Raw genomic sequence first — 24,287 nt, 5'->3', positions numbered from 1 at the left:
ACCCGGGGAACCGTGCATCATGAAATTCCGGGTGCCACTGCACGCCGACCATGAATGAATATTCGCGATGGCGGATCGCTTCCATCACTCCATCGGTCGACACCGCATCGACGATGAGATCCTTGCCGAGCACATGAACGCCCTGGTGATGGATCGAAGTCACCCGACCTTCTTTCGCACCGCCGTACACAGACTGCAGCCAGCCGCCCTCGATGAACTGAACTTCGTGCTGATGCGCATCGTAGAGATCGGCCATGCGGTGCTGGAACTTCGAGGCACCGGCAGCCTCGAGGTCCTGATACAGCGTGCCGCCGTAGGCCACATTGATGAGCTGCATGCCACGGCAGACACCCAGCACCGGCTTGCCGGCCGCTGCGAAGCCTTGCAGCAGCTCCAGCTCGAAGCGGTCGCGCACGGCATCCGTCGGCCCGAGCACATCGGTCGGCGTCTCGCCATAGATGGTCGGATCGAGATCAGCGCCGCCCTGGAGAATCAGTCCATCCAGTTCGGCAATGTAGTCCTCGGTCGCCACTTCCCAGCGGTGGATATCGCTCGAATCCTCGACCGTGGGAATCATGACCGCGACCGCGCCGAGCCGCATGACGCAGTGGGCCATCGACTGTTCGAGGTATTGCAAGGTCTTGTCGCGGAAGCCGAGCTCCCGTGGTACGTGGCGCAGAATGCGCGGCGACAGACCGATGATGACTTTGCGCTTTCGTTCGTTCATGGCGTCCTGACTGCAATCGTCTCCGCCGCGAGCCAGTCGACGACCCGGCGCAGGGCCTGATCCTGACGCACGCCCGCGGCGCGGCTCTCATTGTAGACGCGCAACTGCGAATGCGCGCTGCTGCCGCGGTCGAAGATCGTCCGCAGATGCGCCAGCGCTGCTTCACAACCCAACATAGCGGCATCTTCGGCGGTGATCCGGATCAATCCATCCAGGACTGCCCGCATCGGCCAGATCGTCCGGGTCGATTCGTCGATCATGTTCGCTGCGATACCATCGCGCTTGGCAAGCCAACGATTCTCGTCGATCAGGCGGCGCGTATGCGTGGATCGAGCGGCACCGAACCCGGGCCTGCGCACCAGCATCGCAATCAGGCAACGAAACAGCGCGGCAAGCCCGACGGCATCTTCTACGGTGGTACAGACATCTGCGATCCGCAGTTCCAGGGTCGGGAACTTCAGCGCGGGCCGCACTGCCCACCAGAGAAAGCTCGCATCGCGCATCGCGCCCGTGTGCTGCATGAGATTGACAAATGCGTCGTAGTCCGCCTCGTCGTCGAAGAAATCGGGGATGCCGCTGCGCGGCCATTCGTCGTAAATTGCCTGCCGGTAGCTCATGAGTCCGGTGACGCGCTGGTCCCAGAACGGCGACGACGTACTGAGCGCCAGGAAAACCGGCAGCCATGGCATCGCCCGATTCATCAACTGCACGCGATCGATGCCTTGGGGTATCTCGACGTGCACATGCATGCCGCAGACGAGATTGCGTTCACCGACGATCCGGAAATCCGACAGCAGCCGATCGTAGCGGGGCTTCTCGGTGACGAATTGCTCTCGCCATGCACCCAACGGATGAGTGCTGGCGGCCAGCAGCTGCATCCCTTCGTCTGCCAGCAGTTCGCTAAGCCCGGCGCGCAAACCGACCATGACCTCGCGCGCCTGCCGCATGTCGCTCAGCACGGGGGACGCAATCTCAATCTGTGACTGCAGCAGTTCGGAGGTGACGGAATCGCCCAGGCGCTTGCGGGCAAGTTCGATGAAGTGATCCGGAATCCGCGGCGCAAGTCCGCCATCGGCGGCCTGTACCAGGAAGTACTCTTCCTCGATTCCGAACGTATACGCGGGTGGCTTCATCAGTCGCTGGTTCCTCGCGCGCTACACCACACGCGAGGGCAGAAACACTCCGCCACTGCGCAGGGTTCCCAATCGGGTTTCAGAGCGCCTGAGGTGCAGCTTGCACGATGGCCTGTGATCCCTGCAATGCGGCGGACCCGGCATGCACCGTTATCCGGCCCGCACGCCCCGTGCTGCGTACGATGGCAAGGACATGGCCATTGAATGCATCGCGCTGCGGCGAGGGGAAGGATTCGAGATTGGTGGGATCGCCATTATCCGTCGCGATGATTTCTCCGGGACCGTCCACAGTGAACTTCACACGGTTCGCCGCGCGCGGCACGGTCGATCCGTTTGCATCGACGACACGCACGGTAATGAAGGCGAGATCCTTGCCGTCCGCGCGGATCGTGGAGCGATCGCTGACGACTTCGAGCCCGGCGGCGGCGCCCGCTGTCTTCGTCGACGACACAGCCCACTGCTTGCCGCTCTTATAGACGACGACCTTCACTTCACCGGGCGCATACCTGACGTCATCCCAACGCAACCTGTATTCGAATGCACCCTTTTTGAGACGACCCTGCGATTGACCGTTGATGAACAACTCGCCTTGGTCACCCGAAGTGAAGACGTGCACCGGCGTCGCCTGTCCGACGCGTTCCGGCCACGTCCAGTGCGGCACGATATGCGCGGCCGGCAGATCGGAGCGCCAGCGCGATTGGTAGAGATAGAACCGATCCTTCCTGAAGCCGGCGAGATCGATGATCCCCGAGTAGGAGCTGCGCGAGCTGTAGTACGGCGTCGGCTCGCCCAGATAATCCCACCCCGTCCAGACGAATTCGCCGGCGACGAAGGGATGCCGATCGAGCGCTGCGAATACCCTGTCCGGTGAAGACCCGAAATCGACGGCATTCAATTCATAGCCGCTGACCTGATGACTCGTGGAATCGCCGCCGCGCCCATCGCGCACCGGCGCGCTGTTCTCCGGCGAGACTGGGAACAGATAGACGCCGCGGCTGCTCAATGTCGACGCCGTTTCAGTGCTCAGAATCACCTTGTCCGGAAACTTCTGCCGGAAGGCCTGGTACTGCGGCGGCGTGCGGATTCGATCGGTGCCCGCAAATTCGGGTGTATCGCGGATGCCTTCGCCCTGATAGTTGAGTCCGATGACATCGAGCACCGCCGGCAAGGGCATGTCGGATTTGGCCCAGTTCATCGCGTTGATGGTCGGTCGCGTCGGATCTCCCTCGCGCACGATCTGCTGCAATCGCCTCGCGATGGCAGCGCCCTCCTCAGCCGTGTACTGCTCGCCGACTTCGTTCCCGACGCTCCACAGGACGACGGAAGGATGATTGCGATCCCGACGCAACATCGCGCGCAGATCGGGCTCGTGCCAGTCGCGAAAGATCAGATGGAAGTCGAGCGGCGTCTTTTTGCGTTCCCAGGAATCGAAGATCTCGTCGACGACCAGCATTCCCAGGCGATCGGTCAGTTCCAGCAGTTCCGGCGCGGGCGGGTTGTGCGCCATGCGCACCGCGTTGGCTCCCATTTCCTGCAGCATCTCGAGCTGCCGCTCGGCCGCGCGATAGTTGAACGCCGCACCCAGCGCGCCCAGATCGTGATGATTGTTCACGCCGCGAATCGGGATGTGCTGTCCGTTCACATAGACCCCGCTGTTCGGATCGAAGCGCAGCGAGCGAATACCGAATCTCGTTTCGTAGCGATCGATCCGTTTTCCGCCCTGGGTCAGCGAGGTGACGGCAATGTAGCGGTGTGGTTGCTGGTGTGGGCGCGGACCCCAGAGCCGAGGGTTCGCAATGACGGCCGAACCAGCGAGCGTAATTCGCTCCTTCGCCGCGACTTCGACTTTCTGTGCAGGAATGATGACTGACGGCCGCGTGTGCTTGCGACCCTCGTCATCCAGCGCACAGATCTCGGTGGCGACTTCGAGCGACTGCGAACTCGATGCATCGTTGTCGATAGATACCTGCAGCTCCACGGTGGCGGCCTTTGCCGAAACCGTGGGCGTGCGTACCACCGTGCCCCAGTGAGCAACGTGCACTGGATGTGTCTTGGTCAGCCAGACACTGCGATACAGACCCGCGCCCGGATACCAGCGTGCCGATTCGGGCGGATTGTCGAGACGGATGGCAAGTTGATTCTGGCCGCCGGGTTCTACGTAGGACGTGAGATCCACGCGCCACGACGCATAACCGTAAGGCCATCCACCGACGAGCCGTCCGTTCAGCCACACCGTTGCATACGACATGGCGCCGTCGAAGGTAAGGAAGATCGATCGGCCGGCGTCCGTGGCAGGGATGTCCAGACGCTTGCGATACCACACCGCGCCCCAGGTCTTGAGGCGGCCCATGCCCCCGTAAGGTCCGTCCGCAAGGAAGGGTCCTTCGATCGCCCAGTCGTGCGGCAACGTGACCTGGCGCCAGCCGCTATCGTCGAAGTTCGCACGCACGAACGACACATCGCTGCCAGGATCACCGGCCGGCCGCACATGCCAGCGCGATGCATCGCGAATGAACGGATTCGCAGTCGGCAGGATCCACGGCTTCAGTACGTCACTGCGCGACGCGATCGGTTCGGCAGCCGTCTCCGGCCGCGCATCTGCGTCTTTGCCGTCGACCGACTGAATGATGCCGGGACGCACTGCGTAGTGCAGCTGCTCTCGCGCATCCTCGGGATCGCCGCGATGAAAACGCCAGCCCGTGTCGAGCGCTGTGTGCTCCCTCGGCGCCACGACGGCGCTGCGCGCATCCGGCAACAATGCCTGGCCGAGCGCGGCGGAATGACACGTCATGAACGTCACGAGCAGCACGAACGCTCGTGAGGCTGAAGGAAGGAATCGTCTCAATGGTTGCCCCGGCACATGATCGACCCTGCCTCATGAAGAGGGGAAGGGAGGCGACGCCGCCTCCCCTCCAAGTGTCTTCACTGCCGCCGCTGCGGGGGAGGCAAGCGACTTGAGTGAGGACACCCTCCGTCCGAATCGCACGAGACTCAGAAGCGCCCGCGCAGACCCACCATCAGGGTACGGCCCGAATCGAACAGGCTGTACGTCGCATTGGAGTACTGCTGATACGAGCGCCGCACCTCTTCGCTGATGTTGATCACATCGATCGTGAGCTGCGGCACCAACTCCGACCAGCCGAACAACTGCGAGAAGTCGAAGCTGGACGAGAAGTCGTACTGGGTATAGTCATCGCCGAACAGTTCAGCGCCGATCACACCCGACTGATTGCTGTTCGGGCCGCTGGCCTGCGAACCCTGACTATGCGTGACGGAGATGCGCGCGCTGATACCGTACTTGTCGTAGTACAGCGTTGCGTTGTAACTCTCTGGCGGAACACCGATCGCGATCGCAGGCGCTGCACCTTCACCCTTCTGATCGATGATCGTGTAGTTCGCCGTGAAGCCGAGGCCGCCGAGACCGATTCCCTCGAGCAGGAAATCGAGCGGCTGCACCCAGTTGAACTCGAGGCCGTTGATCGTGAGACGGCCGCTCGCGTTCACGGTCTGCCGCAGTTCTACCGGAGCGCTGTTGCCGCCGCGCGCAACCACAGCATCGCGCTGCTGTTGCGCGAGTGTGTCCAACGTCACGCCATACTGCGCCAGATCGCCGAAGGCGATGTTCTGCGACTGCCGCTGCGTGAAGCCCTCGATACCCTTGCGGAAAGCCGCGACACCGAAGTAGCCCTCGGCACCGGTGTAGTACTCGAAACCGACGTCGATGTTGTCCGAGAGATATGGATCGAGCTCCGGATTACCCAGGTCGACCTGCGAGACGTCGGCGTTGCGGATCGACAGGCCGAGCAGCATGTCCGTCGGATTGGCGCGCGTCATGGTCTTCGACAGGCCCGCGCGCACGATCGCGTTCGGCGTCAGGTTCCACGAGACGTTCGCCGATGGCAGCCAGTTCTCGTAGGTCGTATCGATCGGCACGATGTTGATCAGATCGGGCAGTCGCTGTCCGTCGGGCAGGGCGGAATTCGCCGGATTCGCAAACGTGAGTCGTGACGTGACCAGCTGCTCGGTCTTCACCCAGCGCACCCCGACGTTGTAGCGCAGGCGTTTGTCGGCCAGGTCGACATCGCCATTGACCTGCGCGAACAGCGCGGAAACATCTTCTTCGATCGAACCCCAGTTGGCGGTCGACGGCGTCGCGCCCGACTCCGGTGCAGCGGCGCGCACGGCGTCGTAGTTCGAGTCGCGACGTAGATCGCCCCAGTTCACGGTGGCAATTCCATATCCGGTGGGGCGCAGATAGCCCGGAACGGCAGCGTTGGGAATGAGCGAGCCGCCGTACGGTTGCGCATACGTGGGATAGCCGTTGACGCCCGCGGTGATCTCGCCGCCGGTTTCACCGCGGCAAGCGGGTTGACCGTTCGGATTGAGCTGGAAGTTCGCGGGATTGCCGCCGCAGACCTGTGCCTGCCACTGCGCGTCGGCACCGAATGGACGGATATCGCGTGACAGCTCGTCATACGCGCCACCGCCCTGTACGTTGAAGCTGCTGTCGCCCCACGTCAGCGCGAAGCGGGCGCCGGTGGTTTCCGTTTCGCGTTTTTCATCCTGCAAATTCACGCGGCCGACATCCGTCCCGCCACGATCGGTGACCAGCCACTGCCAGCTGTTGGGATCGTTCAGATCGACGCTCGAGGAGATCGTCGGCTGGTCGCCGCCCGCGTTGCTGTAAGTCACCGTGCCGGTGTCGGAGATGAACAGCGCCGTCGATGCCTGCCGCGTGAATTCACTCTTGGTGAAGTTGCCCTGCACATCGAGGTTCCACTTCTCGGCGATCTGCCAGTTCATGCCGGGGTTCGTGCCCCAGAATTCGCTGTCTTCCGAATACGGTCGATACTCGAGCATGAACTGCGAGTTGGGGAACACGCCCGCGGTCGCCACACAGCCATTGGCACAGTTGTCACGATCTACTTGCATCTGCGTGGGAATCGGCCGTCCGCCCTGACTGCCCGCGCGCACCGCCCAGGCGACGGCTTCACGATCGAAACGACTCTCCTGCTTGCCGTACATCGAATCCAGGAAGAAATGCAGATCTTCGGTCGGGCGGAATTCCACGCTGATGACGCCGTTGTAGCGGTCCCGGTCGCCCACTTCGAACATCTGGCGGCCGAGGCGCGGTATCACCGCATTGTCGATCTGCTGAATGGTGCGACCGGGGTTGTTCGCCAGCAGGAAGGCCTGATCGACCGGCGCTCCGGGTGTCAGACCGGCGGCCCGCGTGCTGGCATTGTCGGGCACTGTCGCAACGGTGCCGGGGCCGTTGCCCGCGGTGGTGTTACACGGCAACGGAGTCGGAGGCGTCGTGCTGTTATTGAAGCCGCACTGTGCCTGTGTGAGTCCCAGGTTCGCCCAACCCACGGTTTCGAAACCGGTCGTCGCCACCTTGTTGCGGACCGCGGTCACACCGGCGAGCACGCCGAACTTGTTCCACGTGCTGCTTGCAATCAGCGCACCGCGCGCACCGGTGCCGTCGGCATTGGCGTTGTCGATGCCCTGAATCGAATACGTGAGATGCTGACCTTCGTTGTCGAACGGCCGTGACATGCGCATGTTGACCGTACCGGCGGCGCCGCCTTCGACCATCCCCGCGGTCGGCGTCTTCGCCACTTCGAGCTTCGAGAACAATTCCGTCGGGAACAGATCGAGCGGGACTTCGCGGTTGGCGCCCGAGCCCTCCTGCGGTGCCGTCGCGATGGCGACAGGCGCATTGTTCAGCAGCACTCGCGTGAAGTTGGTGTTCAGGCCGCGAATGGCTACCGTCGTGCCCTCGCCGCTGATCTCGCGGCTGATCTGTACGCCGGGAATGCGCTGGAATGACTCCGCGATATTCGTATCGGGGAACTTGCCGATGTCCTCGGCGAAGATCGCATCGACGAAACCCACCGACTCGCGTTTGGCGAGCGTCGAATCTTCGAGACTCTTACGAAAGCCCGTGACGATCACTTCTTCCAGCGGCTGACCGGTCGTCCTCGTTTCGGCGGCATGAACCGTCGGGGCGGATCCGACGATGGTGGCAATGCAGGCTGCGAGAATACTGACCGAGCGATGTTTGTTGGTGCTCATGACTTCCCCTGGTTTCGAACTCGAACTGCGCGCGCCGATTTGTCGACAGCACGCTTCCACCCATCCAGCGCTGTCCCATCCACTGATACCGCTACCATTTACCGACAAACAAAAAGCGCGCATGTTGGCGACATCAAATTTCTGGAGGTGTGCACCGGCCTGTTCATGTGGCTACAGATCTTCATTGCTGCTGACTGCGGCGATCGCATCGAGTGCGATGCTCTGCTCCCCCCTGCCGGTCATAGCGCGCCCTTCGACTGGGACTTCGGCCTGACCACCTCCGCGGTGTCGCATTAGTGGTCAGTCCACTTGACTCTAGATTGGCCCGAGATGACTTGTCAACTTCGCCGATCGTCTATTGATTCAACCACTGAGAACGCCCAACAGGCGATCCGACGGGTCATACGCGCCATGCACCCGCTGGACGTGGTCTGACAACTTGGCATAATCGCTTCGATTTTCCGGATGTAACCAACGGCTCCGAACGAGCGGCGGATCGCGTGTCACAGAACAAATTCGCGGACATCGGACCTCACAACGCCCCGAAGCTGTATCAGAAGGTCGCAAATTCGATCGTCGCGTCGATTCAAAGCGGCGTCTATCGTGCCGGCGACCGGCTGCCGCCGGAACGCGAACTGGCCGAAGAATTCGATGTGAGCCGCGCCACGGTGCGCGAAGCGCTGATCGCCCTGGAAATCCGCGGTATCGCCGAAGTGAGGCGCGGGTCGGGCATCTACGTCGTCGATGCGCCTCTGCAGGATGCGGCCACGCAGGAACTGGACATCGGTCCCTTCGAAGTCACCGAGGCGCGGCGCCTGGTGGAAGGCGAGTCCGCCGCTCTGGCTGCGGCAATCATCACCGATGAGGAAATCGGCAAACTCGCGGAACTGCTGCGTCAGCTTGCCGCCAATACCGACAACGATGCAGGCGAACAGGCTGACCGCAACTTCCACATCACCATTGCGGAAGCCACTGGAAATGCAGCGTTGGCGTCGGTCGTCGAGACACTCTGGGACATGCGCTACAAGTCGCCCATGTGCCGCGAGATGTTCGGTCGGGCGCGTGACGCCGGCGTGCAGCCTCGCCACGACGACCATCTGGCGGTTTTCAATGCATTGCAGGCGCGCGATCCGAAAGCGGCGCGCAAGGCGATGCACAATCATCTGGATCGCGTGATTGATTCCATCCTCGACGCAACCGAAACCGATGCAGTCGAGCGCGTGCGTTCTGCCGCCGCCTCCAAGCGCAAGGAAATCGCGCGGCGTTCGGCGATCTGAGCCGATCGATCCGGGCCGTGACGTCCCCGCGGTGATACCGTTACCATTCGATGAATCGCAGTCGCAAGGTCCATCGTTAGTCCGGTCGAGAATCGCCGCCGCATCGCGGAAGCCGCCAAGACCGCAGACCGAATGAGCTGTGGAGGTGGTTGGTCGTTCACCGGATACGCATGCAATCGCGCAACGTACCGCTCGGGCACTCCCTTGCGCTGACCGCCGAGTGGGATACGTGCTGACGGCGATCAATTGCAGCGCCTCTCGGCAAAGCCGAGCGAGCCCACAGCGCATGCATGAGCTGCTCGCGGTCTTCGCACATGTCATGCAGCACGGGTGAGCGATTCGATCTGCGATTGCAGCAATCCGCGGCGGCGAGCAGAACCTCCGCTCGCACAGGCGAGGGGCGCACGGCAGCGTCACGCGCAGAACATACAAGCAGGAACACCTGTGAAGAAAACTCTGTACTCGACCCGCAGGTCCCAGTCACGCGCGCCGCGCATCCTCGGCACTGTGCTGGTCCTGATCGGACTGGCGCTCGCGGTCGGCGGCGTCCGGCTCATTACGTTGGGCGGCTCGTTTTATTACTGCATCGCCGGGGTCACGCTGATCGTGTGCGGCCTGCTGCTGTTCCGCGCGAATCCCTGGGGCAGCCGGCTGTATGGAATTCTCACGCTGGCCACGTTGATCTGGGCACTCACGGAAGTCGGCTTCGACGGCTGGGCGCTGGCGCCACGCGTGTTGCCCTTCATCGTCCTCGGCTTGTTCCTGCTGCGACCGGGACTGCGACGCAGCCTGCATGGCCGGATCGACCAGCCGCTGGCGCGCTCGCCGCTGACCTGGCTCGCGATCATCGCCTTCATCGTCGTCTGCATCGGCGTCGCGCTGCGGAAACCCTATCCGCTGCTGCCCTTCCCCATCGCGATGATCGACGCGCTGCCTGCTACGTCCTCCGACTGGGCGCACTATGGCCGCACACCCGCAGGCACGCGCTACGCGCCGTTCACACAGATCGACATAACCACGGTGAATGATCTGGACGTCGCATGGACCTATCGCACCGGCGTTGGCGGGGCGTTCAAGGCAACGCCGCTGCAGATCGGCGACACGCTGTATGTCTGCCTCGCCGGCAACGTCGTCACTGCCATCGATGCCGACACCGGACAGGAACGCTGGCGCTTCGATCCGCAGGTCAGGAACTCGAAGATCGGTTTCACCACCACATGTCGCGGTGTCACCTTCTATCGCGCGCCGGATCCGGTCAGCGATTGTCCGGAACGCATCCTGACTGCAACGACGGATGCACGCCTCATCGCCATCGATGCGAAAACCGGCCAGGCCTGCAAGCAATTCGGCACCGATGGCGAAGTGAACCTGCTGGACGGTATGGGCGAGGTAAAGCCTGGCTGGTACTACGTGACGTCGCCGCCGACGATGGCACGCAACGTCGCCGTGCTCGGTGGCTGGGTGGTCGACAACGTCGAAACCAACGAACCTTCCGGAGTCGTGCGCGGCTTCAATCCTGTCGATGGCCAGCTCGTCTGGGCCTGGGACATGGGACGGCCGGACCGCACGACTGCACCGGCCGAAGGCGAGACATATACGCGCGGCACACCGAACGCCTGGAGTCTGTTCAGTGCCGACGACACTCTCGGTCTCGTGTATGTCCCGATGGGCAACGCCACGCCGGACTACTACGGCGGACATCGCTCGCGGGAAGCGGAGAAATACTCCAGCTCCATTGTCGCGCTCGATTCGAGCACGGGCACCTTGCGCTGGTCGTTCCAGACGACGCATCACGATCTCTGGGACTACGACGTCCCGTCACAGCCAGTGCTGGTGGACATTCCCGGCAGCAACAACAGCATGACGCCGGCGGTGGTCGTCCCCACCAAGCGCGGTGAACTGTTCCTGCTGGATCGACGCAGCGGCGAGCCACTTGCCACGGTCGAAGAAAACCCCGCGCCGCAGACCGACGTGCCGGAGGAATGGACTTCACCCACGCAGCCGTTCTCGACCGGCATGCCATCTTTCGCGGGCGCGCCGCTCACCGAAGCGTCGATGTGGGGCATCACACCCATCGACCAGCTGCTGTGCCGGATCGAGTTTCGCAAGTTGCGCTACGACGGGCCGCTGACGCCGCCGTCCTTGAACGGCAGCATCCAGTACCCGGGATTCGCGGGCGGCATGAACTGGGGCAGCGTCGCCGTCGACGAACTCAACAGCGTGATGGTCGTGAACTCGCTGCACATGGCCAATCGTGTGCAGCTGTATCCACGCAGCACCGTGACGCAGGAGACGAAGTTTGGCTTCGGTGGCGGCTGGCAACTCAACACACCCTACGCGGCCCGCACCGATCCATTTCTCTCACCCCTGTTCGCGCCGTGCCAGCAACCGCCCTATGGCGAGATCGCCGTGGTGGACCTGCGTTCGCGCGAAACGCTGTGGCGTCGACCGCTCGGCACATCGAACGAACTCGGGCCGCTGGGATTGAAATCCCGCTTGCCGATCACGATGGGCGTACCCTACAGCGGTGGTTCCATCGTGACGCAGGGCGGACTGATCTTCATGGGCGGCACGATGGACCGACGCCTGCGCGCGTTCGACGTCCGCACGGGCAAGGTCTTGTGGAGCGGTGTGCTGCCGAACAGCGCAGAAGCCACGCCGATGAGCTATGTCTCACCGCGCAGCCAGCGGCAGTTCGTCGTGATTGCGGTGCCGTCGACCGAGACGGTCGAGGTGAGTCATGCGGCGGAGCCGGAAGCGCAACGCGGGAAGAACATCGAGACTCGCAATGAGTCAGGCGGCTACATCGTTGCGTATGCGCTGCCGATCAAGGACTAGCGAACCGCGCGGTCTGTGCTCGGGCGCCACTGACCACTCTCAAACGTTCCTGTCCCTGCCCGGGCAACACCCCTCGAGAAGGCGCCGGTCACGAGCGAAGTGTAGTCGTCCTCGCTCATCAGCTGGACCCGGTTGCGACCACGCGTCTTCGCCTGATAGAGCGCTTCATCCGCGAGTTGCAACGCACCGCAAGGATCGCGTTCGCGGGTCGGCTCGATGACGGCGACGCCCACGCAGATGGTCACCGTCGATGAGGTTCGCGACTTCCGATGCTCGATGTGCAGTGCCTCCACTGCGCGACGCATGCGATCCGCAATCTCGTTCGCAATCCTGACATCGACCCCGTAGAGCAGCGCTGCGAACTCCTCGCCGCCGTAGCGCGCGATGATGTCCTGCGGTCGGCGGACAAACGCCTGCACGGTCTGTGCAACCCGACGCAATGTCCGGTCGCCGGCCTGATGCCCATAGCAATCGTTGTAATCCTTGAAGTGATCGACATCGATCAGCAGGATCGCAAGCTTGCTGCTGTCGTCGATCGCCTGGGGCCAGAGCCGCGCAAGATGTTCGTCGAATGCGCGCCGGTTCTTGACTCCGGTCAGCGCATCCTGCTGTGCGAGCTCCGCGATCAGCCGGGTTTCCAGGAACGATCGCCGGGACCATGACTCGAGATGGCGCGCAGCAATGGCGAACGCAATCAGACCAACGATCAGAAATGTAGAGGCACGCAACGCTACTGGCTGAGCGAGCTGCACAAACAGGGCACTGGCGACAAAGGCAGCGACTGTCAGGATGCCGGCCATCAGTGCGGGACGGAATCCGAGGCCGAGGAAGAAGAAGGGCCCGATCAGGATGATCGGCAGGACCATCAGCATCTCCGGCTGACCCTGTGCAGCGGTCCGCGCGATGAAGGCCGCCCCGACCGCATTCCTGATTGGCACCACGACGCGGGCCCAGGGCAGGAACTGCCGCTCGAAATCCGGACTCCACGCGATCCACGCCAGCAGCAATGAACTGGGGACCACGAAGGAAGAACCCATCAGCAGCACGACGTCCACGTCGCCCGCGAGGATCCTCTCCACGCCGCGCAGGATGACGAGCACCGCTGCGAGCGCACATACGACACGAATGAGCGTTCGATTCTCGAGCAGACGCGAGCGGAGGTACTCCGACTCCAGTCCCGGACTGAAACGCGCCTTCGCGCCTGTCCTCAACTCGGCGGCATAGGGCGAGTCCGGGAGGTCGTCGGGCATCAGTTTGGACGGGGTGGCCATTGCGCCGGGAACATAGACCCACCGGCATCCTTGGTGGTGTGACCGGCTCCGAAGATATGTCACATCAAAGAATGGGTTTGCGTCTGGTATCTGGATGGCACCCGGACGTCGGCGTGACTCGAGGCTCGCGACTCGGATGGCGGGCCTGGCAAGCTGGCCGACGACAGAGTCCGGCTCAAGCCGGACCCACAGTCTCAGCTGAGAGTGTCTCTTCTTTCCCCGTGATCCCCGTCCCGTGGGATTCCTTTCGGTCATGCCCCCGTGGAGATCTTGATCTCTGCTCCTCACAACGCCCGATACATCACCAGCGCATCCACATAGCCCAGCTGCGGATGACGGAACGCGCCCGGCAGCCGTCCGACGGTTTCGAATCCGTACGCCGCCCAGGTGCGCACGGCACGTTCATTGGTGCTGATCACGACATTGAACTGCATGGCGCGAAAGCCGCGTTCCCGTGCTCGCTCCAGCGAATGTTCCAGCATGGCGCGCGCCACGCCGCGGCCCCGTGCCTGCGGATGCGTCATGTAGCCACAGTTGGCCACATGACTGCCATTGCCGCCCTGATTGGCGCGCAGGTAGTAGATCCCCAGCACGCTGTCGTTCTCGATGGCAACGAAGGGTTCATGACCCGTCGCGAACCAGTAGTCGAGGCCCTGTTCGCGGGTGAGATCAGGTGCGAGCGTCCAGGTGTCGGCGGCGCGCACGATGGGCTCCATGATGGTCCAGATGGAATCGCTGTCGCTGCGCGTAGCGGCGCGGATGTCGATCATCGCCCATGCTCCAGAAGTGGACTCGTCATCGTGCCCGAGTACGAGCGGCTGCGGAACCAACTGTCGTCAGTGAATGCCATAACCACTCTGGTCACGCCACCAGCGTCCAGCTACTGTCCCCACTTCACCGAACGAGGACCTGCCCCATGACGACACGCCGCCGCTTCCTGAGCACCACGACCGCCACACTCGCCGGCTCGCTGCTGCTCAATGTCGTCCCTGCCGGAATTTCCCTGTCACGCGCCGCCGCCACCGCTCAGATGCTGAGACGTCCGATCCCATCGAGCGGCGAAACCCTGCCGGTGATCGGTATGGGCACCTCGGGAAGTTTCGAGGTGCCGTCCGGCAGCGCCGAATATCAGTCACTCAAGGAGGTGCTCAAGCGATTCTTCGCGGGCGGCGCGACATTGATCGATACCGCTCCGACGTACAGCAATGCTGAAGACAACCTCGGTGCGCTGCTGAGCGAGGGAAATCTGCGCAAGCAATGCTTCCTCGCGACCAAGCTCTCCGGCGTCTCGGGACGCGATGCGGGTATGGCGCAGTTCGCCAGCACGCTCAAGCGCCTGCAGACCGACAAGGTCGAGCTGCTGCAGGTTCACAACCTGCGCGACTGGAAGACGCAGATCGAAGTCGCTCGCGAACTCAAGAAGCAAGGCAAGGTGAAGTACGTCGGCGTGACGCACTATGTGGATTCCGCACACGATGAACTCGCCGAGGTCGTGCAGGCCACCAAACCCGATTTCCTGCAGATCAATCATTCGGTCACGAATCGGGGCATCGAAAAGCGCGTGCTGCCGCTGGCGAAGGAACTCGGCGTCGCCGTGTTGACGAATCGCAATTTCAACGACGGCGCACTGTTCCGCCAGGTGCAGGGCAAGGAACTGCCGGGCTGGGCGGCCGATGCCGGCATCACGTCCTGGGCACAGATGTTTCTGAAGTATTCACTCAGCCAGGAGGCCGTGACCGCCGTCATTCCGGCGACTGGCAAGCCGGATCGGCAGAGCGACAATCTCAAGGCCGGATTCGGCGCATTGCTCACGCCGGCGCAACAGAAGGAACTGATCGCATTGGTTGGATAGCCGGCCGCCGCTGAGACAGTGGGTGGCATGGCACAATTCCGTTCACCATGACACCCCGTCTCAGCGATGCCTCGCTTCACACGGTAAAAGCCGCGGCCCTGCCCGGCTACGACCGGGCCGCGACCAGCTGCGGCATCGTGCACATCGGCCCGGGCGCATTCTTCCGCGCACATCAGGCCGCCTATGTCGACGCACTGCTGCATCGGGATCCACGCTGGGCCATCACTGCCGTTGCCCTGAAAAGCGCTGGCGTTCGCGATGCGCTGACACCGCAGAACGGGCTCTACATCCTCAACGAGCTGAGCGTGGACCCGCGCTATCGCGTGATCGGCGCGATTCGCGAAGTGTTGGTGGCGTCGCAGAATCATCCGGCCGTCTTCGAGCGGCTCGCGGCCTCCGCCACGCAGTTCGTCACCATGACGGTCACGGAAAAAGGTTACTGCCTGAATGGCGCCGGCAATCTCGATGACACTCATCCGGATATCGCGCACGACTGGCGGACGCCGCAGCAGCCGCGGAGTCTGGTGGGAACGCTGAGTCAGGCATTGCGACTGCGTCGCGATACCGGCATCACGCCGTTCACAGTCGTCTGCTGCGACAACCTGCCGAACAACGGCGCCACGTTGCGGCGTGCCGTCGTCGACTTTTCGCAGCATCTCGACCCCGACCTCGCGCGCTGGATCGAGAACGAAGTATCGTTCCCACGCACGATGGTCGACAGCATCACACCGGCGACCGATGACGCGCTGCGCACGCGCGTCGCCGACGCAACGGGTGTCGAAGACGCGTGGCCCATCCAGCGCGAAGCATTCAAACAATGGGTCATCGAAGATCTTCCGGGGATGCATGCCGCGGACTGGGCGAGCGTCGGCGTCACGCTGGCAAAGGACGTCAGCGTTTACGATCGCGCCAAACTGCGGCTGCTCAACGGCGCGCATTCGACACTTGCATATGCAGGTTTGCTGCGAGGCCATGCGACGGTCCTCGATGCGATGAACGATGTGGCGCTGGCGACGTTCGTCGAGACGCTCATGCGTGAGGACATCGCCGCGAGTCTCGGCACGACGCCGGATCTCGATGTATCCGCCTACATCGACGCGGTGCTGGAGCGCTTTCGCAATCCGGGCATCCGTCACCTGCTGTCGCAGATTGCATGGGACGGCTCGAAGAAATTGCCGGTCCGCCTGCTCGGCACGATTGTCGATGCGATTCAGGCCGGCCGACCACTGGAGCGACTGGCGATACCGATCGCCGCCTGGATGCGTTTCGTCGTGCGTCAGGCGCGGGCCGGCATCGAGATCGTCGATCCTGAATCCACCCGGCTCGCAGCGCTTGGGCGGGCCTGCCGCGATAATGCTCAACACGATGTCGGCGTATTTCTCGGGCTCGAAGCCGTCATCCCGCCTGTCGCGGCCGCTACACCCGCATTGCGACGCGCACTCGAATCCGCCTACCAGCGCCTGCTATCGCCGTCGACCGCCGTTTGACGAACGAGGCCGGGGCCGGCCTATGATGCGTCGCGCCCGCTCCTGGTCCTTCCGCGGCGCGGTATGAATCATGGCTGACATTCCACAGATCGCGGCTTCCGTTGCCTCACTCCAGCGGGCGCTGGAGACGCACCAGTACATCTGCTCCGAACAGATCGCGACGGCGGTCTATCTGGCATATCACCTGCGCAAGCCGGTACTCATCGAAGGCCCGCCCGGCGTCGGCAAGACCGAACTGGCGAAAACCACGGCCGCGATGTTCGAGCTGCCGCTCATTCGGCTGCAGTGCTACGAGGGTCTCGACGAAGCCAAGGCGCTGTATGAATGGAAGTACGGCAAGCAGCTGCTCTACACGCAGGTACTGAAGCAGACGCTCGATGAAGTGCTGCAGGGCGCGCGCGGCTTTGCGGAATCGGTGCGCCGCCTGCATGAGTTCGGCGACATTTTCTTTTCCGAGGAATTCCTCGAAGCCCGGCCCCTGCTCAAGGCCCTGCGCTCCGAGAACGGCTGCGTGCTGCTCATCGACGAAGTCGACAAGTCGGACCACGAGTTCGAATCGCTGCTGCTTGAAATCCTCTCGGACTACCAGGTCTCGATTCCTGAAATCGGCACCGTGAAAGCCACGAACGAACCGCCGCTCGTCTTCCTGACCAGCAACAACACGCGTGAGATTTCCGACGCACTCAAGCGCCGCTGCCTGCACCTGTACATTCCCTTCCCGGATATCGGCCTCGAGCAACGCATCATTCATGCCCGCGTGCCGGAGATGCCAGCACAACTGCAGACGCAGCTGGTGAGCTTCATCCACGCGCTGCGCGATCTGGATCTCAAGAAGGTGCCGTCGATCAGCGAAACCATCGACTGGGCCCGCACGCTCCTGCTGCTGCACGCAGATCGACTCGATCCCGAACTCGTCAAGAACACATTGAACGTGATTCTTAAGTACCAGGAAGACATCGACGCCGTGCAGCCGGAACTGCGGGGGCTGACGGAGAAGGCCCTGGGTGCCAGGTCCTAGGTTCTAGCCGGAAAAGGATCTCCTTCTGCCCTGGCACCTTCTTCATGGACCTCCTCCTCACCAGCTTCATCCGCGCCCTGCGCAATGCCGACGTGCGGGTGTCGACGGCGGAAACGCTCGATGCGTTGCACACGGTGCAACTGATCGGCTACGAGGATCGTGCACTGCTCAAGACCGGACTGAGTCTGTCCCTGCCGAAGACGGTGGCCGAGAAGGCGATCTTCGACGCCACGTTCGATCAGTTCTTTGCGTATCGACAAAGCAGGCCGCTCGATTCCGATGAGTCGCAGACGGACGACGCTCGAAGCGAGCAGTCCGGCAACGCGAATCAACCCGGACAGGGCGGCGCCGCTCAGACTGGCGCGTCGGGGCAATCAGCGCAGCGCAACGAGGCATCCGCTTCGATCGATCTACCAGCTGCTCAATCTGCACTGGGTCAGCTGCTCATGCGCGGCAACGCGATGGAGATCGACATGGCCATCAATGCCGCCGGGGCACAGGCGAATGTGCAACAGATCGAATTCTTCACGCAGAAAGGCGTGTACACCTGGCGCATCCTGGATGCGATGGACCAGCAGGACCTGATCCAGGAAATCCAGGATCTCGAAGCGACGCACGCGATCCCGCCGCTGCGCTTGGCACAGGAACTGACCCGACGGCGCGACTGGCTGCGCGAACAGGTACGTGACTATGTGGAACGCCAGTTCCTGCTGCATGCGGATGTGACGGGCAAGCGCCTGCGCGGCGACCTGTTGCGCAACGTGCGCATGGGCCGCATCGACAGCAATCACCAGAAAGCCGTGCGCGAACTGGTGCGGAAGATGGCCAGGCGGCTGGTGTCCGCTTATTCGCGTCGCCGCAAAGTCTTCAAGCGTGGCCAGCTGCATGTCCCGCGTACCTTGCGCCGGAACATGAAATACGACGATGCCATCTTCGACCTGCACTGGAAATCGCAGAAGGTCGACCGGGCCAAGGTATTCGCGATCTGCGATGTCAGCGGTTCCGTCGCGAACTATGCCGCCTTCATGCTGATGTTCCTGTACAGCCTCGACGAGATCCTGCCGCGGGTGCGTTCCTTTGCTTTCTCGTCCGGACTCGGCGAAGTCTCCGGTTTCTTTGCCGACCACGAGATGGACGAGGCTATCGCTCTGACGATGCAGCAGTTCGGCGGTGGCTCGACCGACTATGCCCAGGCATTCGTCGACTTCCGCCGTCTCTGTCTCGACGAGATCGACAAGCGCTCGACCGTCATCGTGCTGGGCGATGCCCGCAACAACAACGCCGACGCGCGCGGCGATCTCCTCAAGGAAATCCACGATCGCAGCCGGCGGGTGATCTGGCTGAACCCTGAATCGCGAACGCTATGGAACACCGGCGACTCGGAGATGCGCCACCTGGCACCGTACTGCCACCAGGTGGAGGAATGCGGGACGCTGGCGCAACTCGAGCGGGTGATCAGCAGATTGCTGCGGGCGACCTCCTGATACGACGAGTGAATCCCCGCCTGTACCCAGCGGGATTCCCCTCCGGTCGCAGACGACAGGACATATGAATGTCATCCCCGCGCAGGCGGGGGTCCATGCACCCGCACTACCGGTGGATCGTCAGATATAGGTCTGCCCAGTCGGGATTCTCTTTCTCGATCAATCGAATTTTCCATTCGCGATTCCACTTTTTGATCTGCTTTTCGCGAGTGATCGCTTCGTACATATCCGAGTGGATCTCGTAGTAGACGAGAACATGCACGACGTTACGTTTGTTCGCGAGGATGTAAACCGCAGGCTGCCATTCCATGGCATGTCTCCGGGGCTGGACTGATCAAGAGTGGATTCCCGCCTGCGCGGGAATGACGAATGAAACTTCTGCCTTATGCAGTCTTGCTCTGCTGCTTAACGACGCTCGTCGCCATTGCGATCATCGACGAGATGTCGCTCAGGTTGGCGGGCACGATCAGGGTGCTCGAGGCTTCGTTCGCCAGCTTGCCGAACTGCTTGACGTACTCTTCGGCGACGCGCAGCTGCATCGCTTCCATGCCGCCGCGACCGCTCAACGCTTCGCCGACGCGGCGCAGGCCTTCGGCGGTGGCCGTGGCGACCGACAGAATCGCTTCTGCCTGACCCTGTGCCTGGTTGATCTGCAACTGCTTGTTCGCTTCGGATTCCTTGATGACGCGCTGCTTCTCGCCTTCCGCCTGATTGATCTTGGCATCGCGCTCGCCTTCCGACGTCAGCACGACAGCCCGCTTCTCGCGCTCGGCGCGCATCTGCTTTTCCATCGCATGCAGCACGTCTTTCGGCGGATTGATGTTCTTGATCTCGTAGCGCAGCACCTTCACGCCCCACGACGCCGATGCGTGGTCGAGTTCGCTGACCACATTCGCATTGATCGTGCCGCGCGCTTCGAACGTGCGATCCAGATCGATCTTGCCGATCTCGCTGCGCAGCGTGGTCTGAGCCAGCTGGATGATGGCGAAGCGATAATTGGTGATGCCGTACGACGCCTTCGATGCGTCCAGCACCTGCAGGTACAGCACGCCATCGACGCCGACCTGGACGTTGTCCTTGGTGATACAGATCTGCTCGGGGATGTCGATGGCCTCTTCCTTGAGATTGTGGCGGTAGGCCACGCGTTCGACGAAGGGCACGAGGATATGGAATCCGGCCTGCAGCGTGCGGCTGTAGCGGCCGAGATTCTCCACGACATACGCGGCCTGCTGCGGCACGACCTTGGCCGTCTTGGCGAGCAGGATGACGGCCAGCACCGCTATCACCAGAACTACATACATCGTTTCCATCATTTCTCCCGCTACTGTTTATTGCCGTTGCAATACGAATCCGGTCACGAGGCGCGAATGTTCAACGTCAGGCCGTCGACCTGCGCGATGGCCGCTTCGCGGCCTGCCTCGATCACTTGAGTGTCTGTGTTGCGTGCGGTCCAGGAGGAGCCGCGATAATCGACGCGACAGGTCTGACCTGGCTCGAGCCGCACCGGCACCAACACGTGGTCACCCACCGTGAGGCGCTCTTCGACATGGCCGCCACGCATGCGGACGAGTTCATAGAGCCGGCGACGGAAGGCCAGCATGGTGACGACCGACAGGGCCGAGAAAATCAGCCATTGCGCCCAGTCTGGCGTAGTGACGCCCGCGAGACCCAGCAGACCGACGATGGTGGCGGATGCGCCCAGGAACACGAGGTAGAACTGTGCGTCGATGACGAACATCTCGACACCCAGCAGACCGATACCGACCACAAGCCAGGCCCACCAAGGCATATGGATCTTCCCCCTTATCCTGCACAGCAGTCACCAGCATACAGAAAAGCCCCCGAGTATTTGCCGTCATACCGGTAAATCGCGACGCTCTGCCGGCGGACTATACTCAGCGCCCCGCAACTCACTTCAAAGGCGAGCCATGAGCACCGATGCGCACACGGGTCTGCAGCTGCGTTCCCTGATCACTCGCTCTGGCGAACTGCAGATTTCATTGCAGCGAGTGCCAACGCCGGAGCCAGGTCCTGACGAAGTCGTCGTACGCGTCGAAGCGGCGCCGCTCAATCCGTCAGATCTCGGACTGCTGATCGGTCCTGCGGACATGAACACTCTGCGCGCCTCCGGTATCGCTGCTGAACCTGTCGTCACTGCGCAGATCCCCGGGAAGCTGCTGCGCGGCTTGAGCGCTCGCCTCGACGAATCCATGCCGGTCGGCAACGAGGGTGCGGGTGTGGTCGTGCAGGCGGGTTCGTCCGCCGCCGCGCAGGCGTTGCTGGGCAGGACGGTTGCGATGCTTGGCGGCGCGATGTATTCGCAGTACCGCACGCTCAAGGTCCAGCAGTGCCTGCCGCTGCCGCAAGGCACGCGCCCCGCCGAAGGCGCGTCCTGCTTCGTGAATCCGCTGACGGCGCTCAGCATGGTCGAAGTCATGCGGCGGGAAGGACATACGGCGCTCGTTCATACAGCCGCGGCGTCGAATCTCGGTCAGATGCTGAATCGTATCTGCCTCGAGGACGGGGTGCAGCTCGTCAACATCGTTCGCAAGGCGGAGCAGGAATCCGTGCTGCGTGAACTGGGGGCAACCCACGTCTGCAATTCCGCGTCACCTGCCTTCATGGATGATCTCACGCAGGCGCTGACGACGACGGGCGCGACGCTCGCGTTCGACGCCATCGGCGGCGGCAAACTGGCGGGGCAGATTCTGTCGTGCATGGAAATGGCCGCTGTAGCCAGGATGAAGGAGTACAGCCGCTACGGTTCGACCACACACAAGCAGGTCTATATCTACGGCATGCTCGATCCGGCTCCCACGGAACTGACCCGCAACTTCGGCATGGCCTGGAGCGTCGGCGGTTGGCTGCTGACTCCGTTCCTGCAGAAGATCGGTCAGGCCGAAGTACAGAAGCTGCGCGAACGCGTCGTAGCCGAACTCAAGACCACGTTCGCGAGTCACTACTCCAGGGAGATCTCGCTGGCCGAAGCATTGCAGCCTGAGATCATCGCTGCCTACAGCAAGTTCAGCACGGGCGAGAAGTACCTGATCAATCCATCGCGTTGACCGTGCTGCGCAGCAGTCGGCGGGTGCGACGGAAGCCGCGTCAGGTTAATTTTCGTCCACACACCTGCCCGCGGCGGAAACGGGCGCGGTAGGCTTAGGGCAATCCTCAGCGACCTGTCAGGGGACGGTCGATGCCGCACGTCAATGACCGAGTCGGCCCGCGCGCAGACTCAGACGCGAAGGTCCGCACGCCGCATCTCGACGACGTCCCCATGCGGGCATTGGATCGCCCTGAGCGCAACCTCGAAATCGAACGCGGCAAGGACGGCGCGACCTACCTGCGTTGCGGACACCCCTACCAGGAAGGATTGAGCCTCATCGATCTCCTGCAACGCGCGCAGGATATCCGGCCCGATACACCGTTCCTCGCCGAGCGCGATGGCAGCGGTGGCTGGCGCACGATCACGTACGCACAGGCATGGCACGACACCGGCGCCATCGCCACCTGGCTGATGCGTCACGGCTTCGGACCTGATGGCCCGCCCGTGATGATCCTTTCCGAGAACAGTATCGAGCACGCCTTGCTGATGCTGGGCACGCTGCGCGCGGGCGCAGCCGCCGTCCCGGTGTCCCCGACCTATTCTTTCGGCAACGATCTGGCGCGTCTCGGTTATGCACTCGAACTCATCGAACCGGGGCTCGTGTATGCACAGGACGGATCGCGCTATGCCGCCGCGCTCAGCCATGCGTCAGCACCGGGTCGACTCACGCTGACGGGCGAGCAGTTCGTCGAACTGCTGCGTGAAGTCGATGAAGGTGCGTTGCAGGAACGACGGTCGCGCATCACTCGTGACACCGTCGCCAAGATTCTGCTCACCTCGGGGTCGACCGGCCGACCGAAGGGCGTCATCAACACACATGGCAATCTTGCCGCCGGCGCGCAGATGGTGCGGCTGGTCAGCGAGCCGTTCCGCACCGACCGGATTCACACACTGGTCGATTGGCTGCCCTGGCATCACACCTTCGGCGGCAACGCTCAGTTCAACGGCATTCTCGCCGTCGCGGGCACGCTGTACATCGACAACGGTCGACCCGCACCCGGGCAATTCGCTGCGACCATCGAGAACCTGCGCGACATCCGGCCAACGGGTTTCGGCTGCGTGCCGGGGGTCTACGGAATGCTCGCTGAAGCACTGGAGAAAGACGCGGACCTGCGACAGAAATTTTTCAGCAATCTGCGCTGGCTCTCTTACGGCGGCGCATTGTTGCCGCAGCCTTTGTGGGAACGGATGCAACGACTCGCCGTGCAGGAACTGGGAGAGCGCCTGCCCTTCGGCACGGGCTGGGGCATGACCGAAACTGCCGCGACCGGCGTGGGGGTCTACTGGAATACGAATCGCACGGGCCTCGTCGGATTGCCGCAACCCGGCGCCGTCGTGAAGCTCGTGCCCACGAACGACGATCGCATGGAACTGCGGATCAAGGGTCCGCACGTTCTGCCTGCGTATCATCGCGCACCCGAGCTGAACGCCGCGGCGTTCGACGAGGAAGGATTCTTTCGCACGGGCGACGCCGTCCGCTGGGTCGATGCAGAGCAGCCGATCGAAGGACTCGAATACGCCGGGCGACTCGCCGAAGACTTCAAGTTGCTGTCGGGCACCTGGGTGCAGGCAAGCCTGGTCCGACGGGATCTCGTTGCAGCGCTGCAGCCCTACGTCGCCGACGCGGTGATCTGCGCACCGAATCAATCGTGGCTGGGAGCGCTGATCTGGACGACGGTGCCAGTGGATGACAAAGTCCGCGGCGCGCTGGCGCTGCAGCTCGCGGCATTCAATGCCGCCCGCCAGGGAACCGCCAGCACCATCGCTCGCATGCTGGTGCTCATCGATCCACCCTGCGCCGAAGCCGGCGAAATCACGGACAAGCGCTCGATCAATCAGCGACGAGTCATGGAGCGTCGCGTCGCGGATGTTGCGAAGCTCTATGCCGAACCCATCGCTCCGGGAATGATTCTTCCTGCGGAGAAGTGATCACGGGGGGAAGACAGGTACACAAGGAGCACAGACGGGAACACAGAAGAGCACCAAAAAGAACCTAAGGAAAAATAGAATCGAGTG

At 62.7% G+C, this 24,287-nt stretch carries 17 protein-coding genes; 8 read left to right on the top strand and 9 right to left on the bottom strand.

The genetic code is table 11. The features are described 5' to 3' along the window. The 4 genes from VIZ63_RS24810 to VIZ63_RS24795 all read right to left on the bottom strand — a co-directional run. On the bottom strand, positions 1 to 727 hold a 727-nt coding region (locus VIZ63_RS24810), incomplete at its 3' end, for a gamma-glutamyl-gamma-aminobutyrate hydrolase family protein (protein ID WP_331612533.1). Next, complete coding sequence (locus VIZ63_RS24805) at positions 724 to 1,860, bottom strand: carboxylate-amine ligase (RefSeq protein WP_331612532.1); 1,137 nt, start codon at positions 1,858 to 1,860, stop codon at positions 724 to 726. The genes VIZ63_RS24810 and VIZ63_RS24805, both read right to left, overlap by 4 nt. 79 nt (positions 1,861 to 1,939) lie before the next feature. Beyond that, positions 1,940 to 4,651, bottom strand: a complete 2,712-nt coding sequence (galB, locus tag VIZ63_RS24800; protein WP_349261276.1) for a beta-galactosidase GalB — start codon at positions 4,649 to 4,651, stop codon at positions 1,940 to 1,942. Between the two features lie 200 nt (positions 4,652 to 4,851). After that, positions 4,852 to 7,938 (bottom strand): TonB-dependent receptor, encoded by a 3,087-nt coding sequence (locus tag VIZ63_RS24795; RefSeq protein WP_331612530.1) that lies wholly within the window; start codon positions 7,936 to 7,938, stop codon positions 4,852 to 4,854. Between the two features lie 500 nt (positions 7,939 to 8,438). Between VIZ63_RS24795 and VIZ63_RS24790 the strand changes: the two genes are divergently transcribed. Together VIZ63_RS24790 and VIZ63_RS24785 are read left to right on the top strand one after the other, a co-directional pair. Then, positions 8,439 to 9,215, top strand: a complete 777-nt coding sequence (locus tag VIZ63_RS24790) for a FadR/GntR family transcriptional regulator (RefSeq protein WP_331612529.1) — start codon at positions 8,439 to 8,441, stop codon at positions 9,213 to 9,215. Positions 9,216 to 9,659: 444 nt separating this feature from the next. Next, positions 9,660 to 12,053 (top strand): membrane-bound PQQ-dependent dehydrogenase, glucose/quinate/shikimate family, encoded by a 2,394-nt coding sequence (locus VIZ63_RS24785; protein ID WP_331612528.1) that lies wholly within the window; start codon positions 9,660 to 9,662, stop codon positions 12,051 to 12,053. Here VIZ63_RS24785 and VIZ63_RS24780 read toward each other — a convergent pair. Beyond that, the gene (locus tag VIZ63_RS24780) at positions 12,050 to 13,303 is read right to left on the bottom strand and encodes a diguanylate cyclase (protein WP_331612527.1); all 1,254 of its coding nucleotides are present in this window, start codon (positions 13,301 to 13,303) and stop codon (positions 12,050 to 12,052) included. The genes VIZ63_RS24785 and VIZ63_RS24780 overlap by 4 nt on opposite strands. Before the next feature lie 305 nt (positions 13,304 to 13,608). Continuing rightward, positions 13,609 to 14,091 carry an N-acetyltransferase gene (locus VIZ63_RS24775; RefSeq protein ID WP_349261275.1) on the bottom strand — a complete coding sequence of 161 codons (483 nt, stop codon included), beginning with the start codon at positions 14,089 to 14,091 and terminating at the stop codon, positions 13,609 to 13,611. A 149-nt stretch (positions 14,092 to 14,240) separates the two neighbouring features. Here VIZ63_RS24775 and VIZ63_RS24770 point away from each other — a divergent pair, with 149 nt between their 5' ends. The 4 genes from VIZ63_RS24770 to VIZ63_RS24755 all read left to right on the top strand — a co-directional run bounded on the left by VIZ63_RS24770 (position 14,241) and on the right by VIZ63_RS24755 (position 19,165). Further along, on the top strand, positions 14,241 to 15,176 hold the full coding sequence (locus tag VIZ63_RS24770; RefSeq protein WP_331612525.1) for an aldo/keto reductase: 936 nt from the start codon (positions 14,241 to 14,243) through the stop codon (positions 15,174 to 15,176). 47 nt (positions 15,177 to 15,223) lie between these two features. Beyond that, the gene (locus tag VIZ63_RS24765) at positions 15,224 to 16,663 is read left to right on the top strand and encodes a mannitol dehydrogenase family protein (protein ID WP_331612524.1); all 1,440 of its coding nucleotides are present in this window, start codon (positions 15,224 to 15,226) and stop codon (positions 16,661 to 16,663) included. Between the two features lie 70 nt (positions 16,664 to 16,733). Beyond that, on the top strand, positions 16,734 to 17,681 hold the full coding sequence (locus tag VIZ63_RS24760; protein WP_331612523.1) for a MoxR family ATPase: 948 nt from the start codon (positions 16,734 to 16,736) through the stop codon (positions 17,679 to 17,681). A 44-nt stretch (positions 17,682 to 17,725) separates the two neighbouring features. Beyond that, entirely contained in the window at positions 17,726 to 19,165 is a 1,440-nt protein-coding gene (locus VIZ63_RS24755; RefSeq protein WP_331612522.1) for a VWA domain-containing protein, read from the top strand. 106 nt (positions 19,166 to 19,271) lie between these two features. Here the strand turns inward: VIZ63_RS24755 and VIZ63_RS24750 are convergent, their stop codons facing one another. The 3 genes from VIZ63_RS24750 to VIZ63_RS24740 form a co-directional block, all read right to left on the bottom strand. Then, positions 19,272 to 19,475 carry a hypothetical protein gene (locus VIZ63_RS24750; protein ID WP_331612521.1) on the bottom strand — a complete coding sequence of 68 codons (204 nt, stop codon included), beginning with the start codon at positions 19,473 to 19,475 and terminating at the stop codon, positions 19,272 to 19,274. Between the two features lie 73 nt (positions 19,476 to 19,548). After that, the gene (locus tag VIZ63_RS24745) at positions 19,549 to 20,478 is read right to left on the bottom strand and encodes a stomatin-like protein (protein ID WP_349261274.1); all 930 of its coding nucleotides are present in this window, start codon (positions 20,476 to 20,478) and stop codon (positions 19,549 to 19,551) included. A 41-nt stretch (positions 20,479 to 20,519) separates the two neighbouring features. Beyond that, on the bottom strand, positions 20,520 to 20,954 hold the full coding sequence (locus VIZ63_RS24740; protein WP_331612519.1) for an NfeD family protein: 435 nt from the start codon (positions 20,952 to 20,954) through the stop codon (positions 20,520 to 20,522). 139 nt (positions 20,955 to 21,093) lie between these two features. On the opposite strand from VIZ63_RS24740, the gene VIZ63_RS24735 reads away from it, so the two are divergent. Together VIZ63_RS24735 and VIZ63_RS24730 are read left to right on the top strand one after the other, a co-directional pair. After that, entirely contained in the window at positions 21,094 to 22,230 is a 1,137-nt protein-coding gene (locus VIZ63_RS24735) for a zinc-binding dehydrogenase (RefSeq protein WP_331612518.1), read from the top strand. Positions 22,231 to 22,442: 212 nt separating this feature from the next. After that, positions 22,443 to 24,200, top strand: a complete 1,758-nt coding sequence (locus VIZ63_RS24730; RefSeq protein WP_331612517.1) for an AMP-binding protein — start codon at positions 22,443 to 22,445, stop codon at positions 24,198 to 24,200. Positions 24,201 to 24,287 lie beyond the last annotated feature (87 nt).

The organism is Povalibacter sp. (genome assembly GCF_036520495.1).
Classification (GTDB): domain Bacteria; phylum Pseudomonadota; class Gammaproteobacteria; order Steroidobacterales; family Steroidobacteraceae; genus Steroidobacter.
This window is presented reverse-complemented; position numbering and strand designations above follow the sequence as displayed.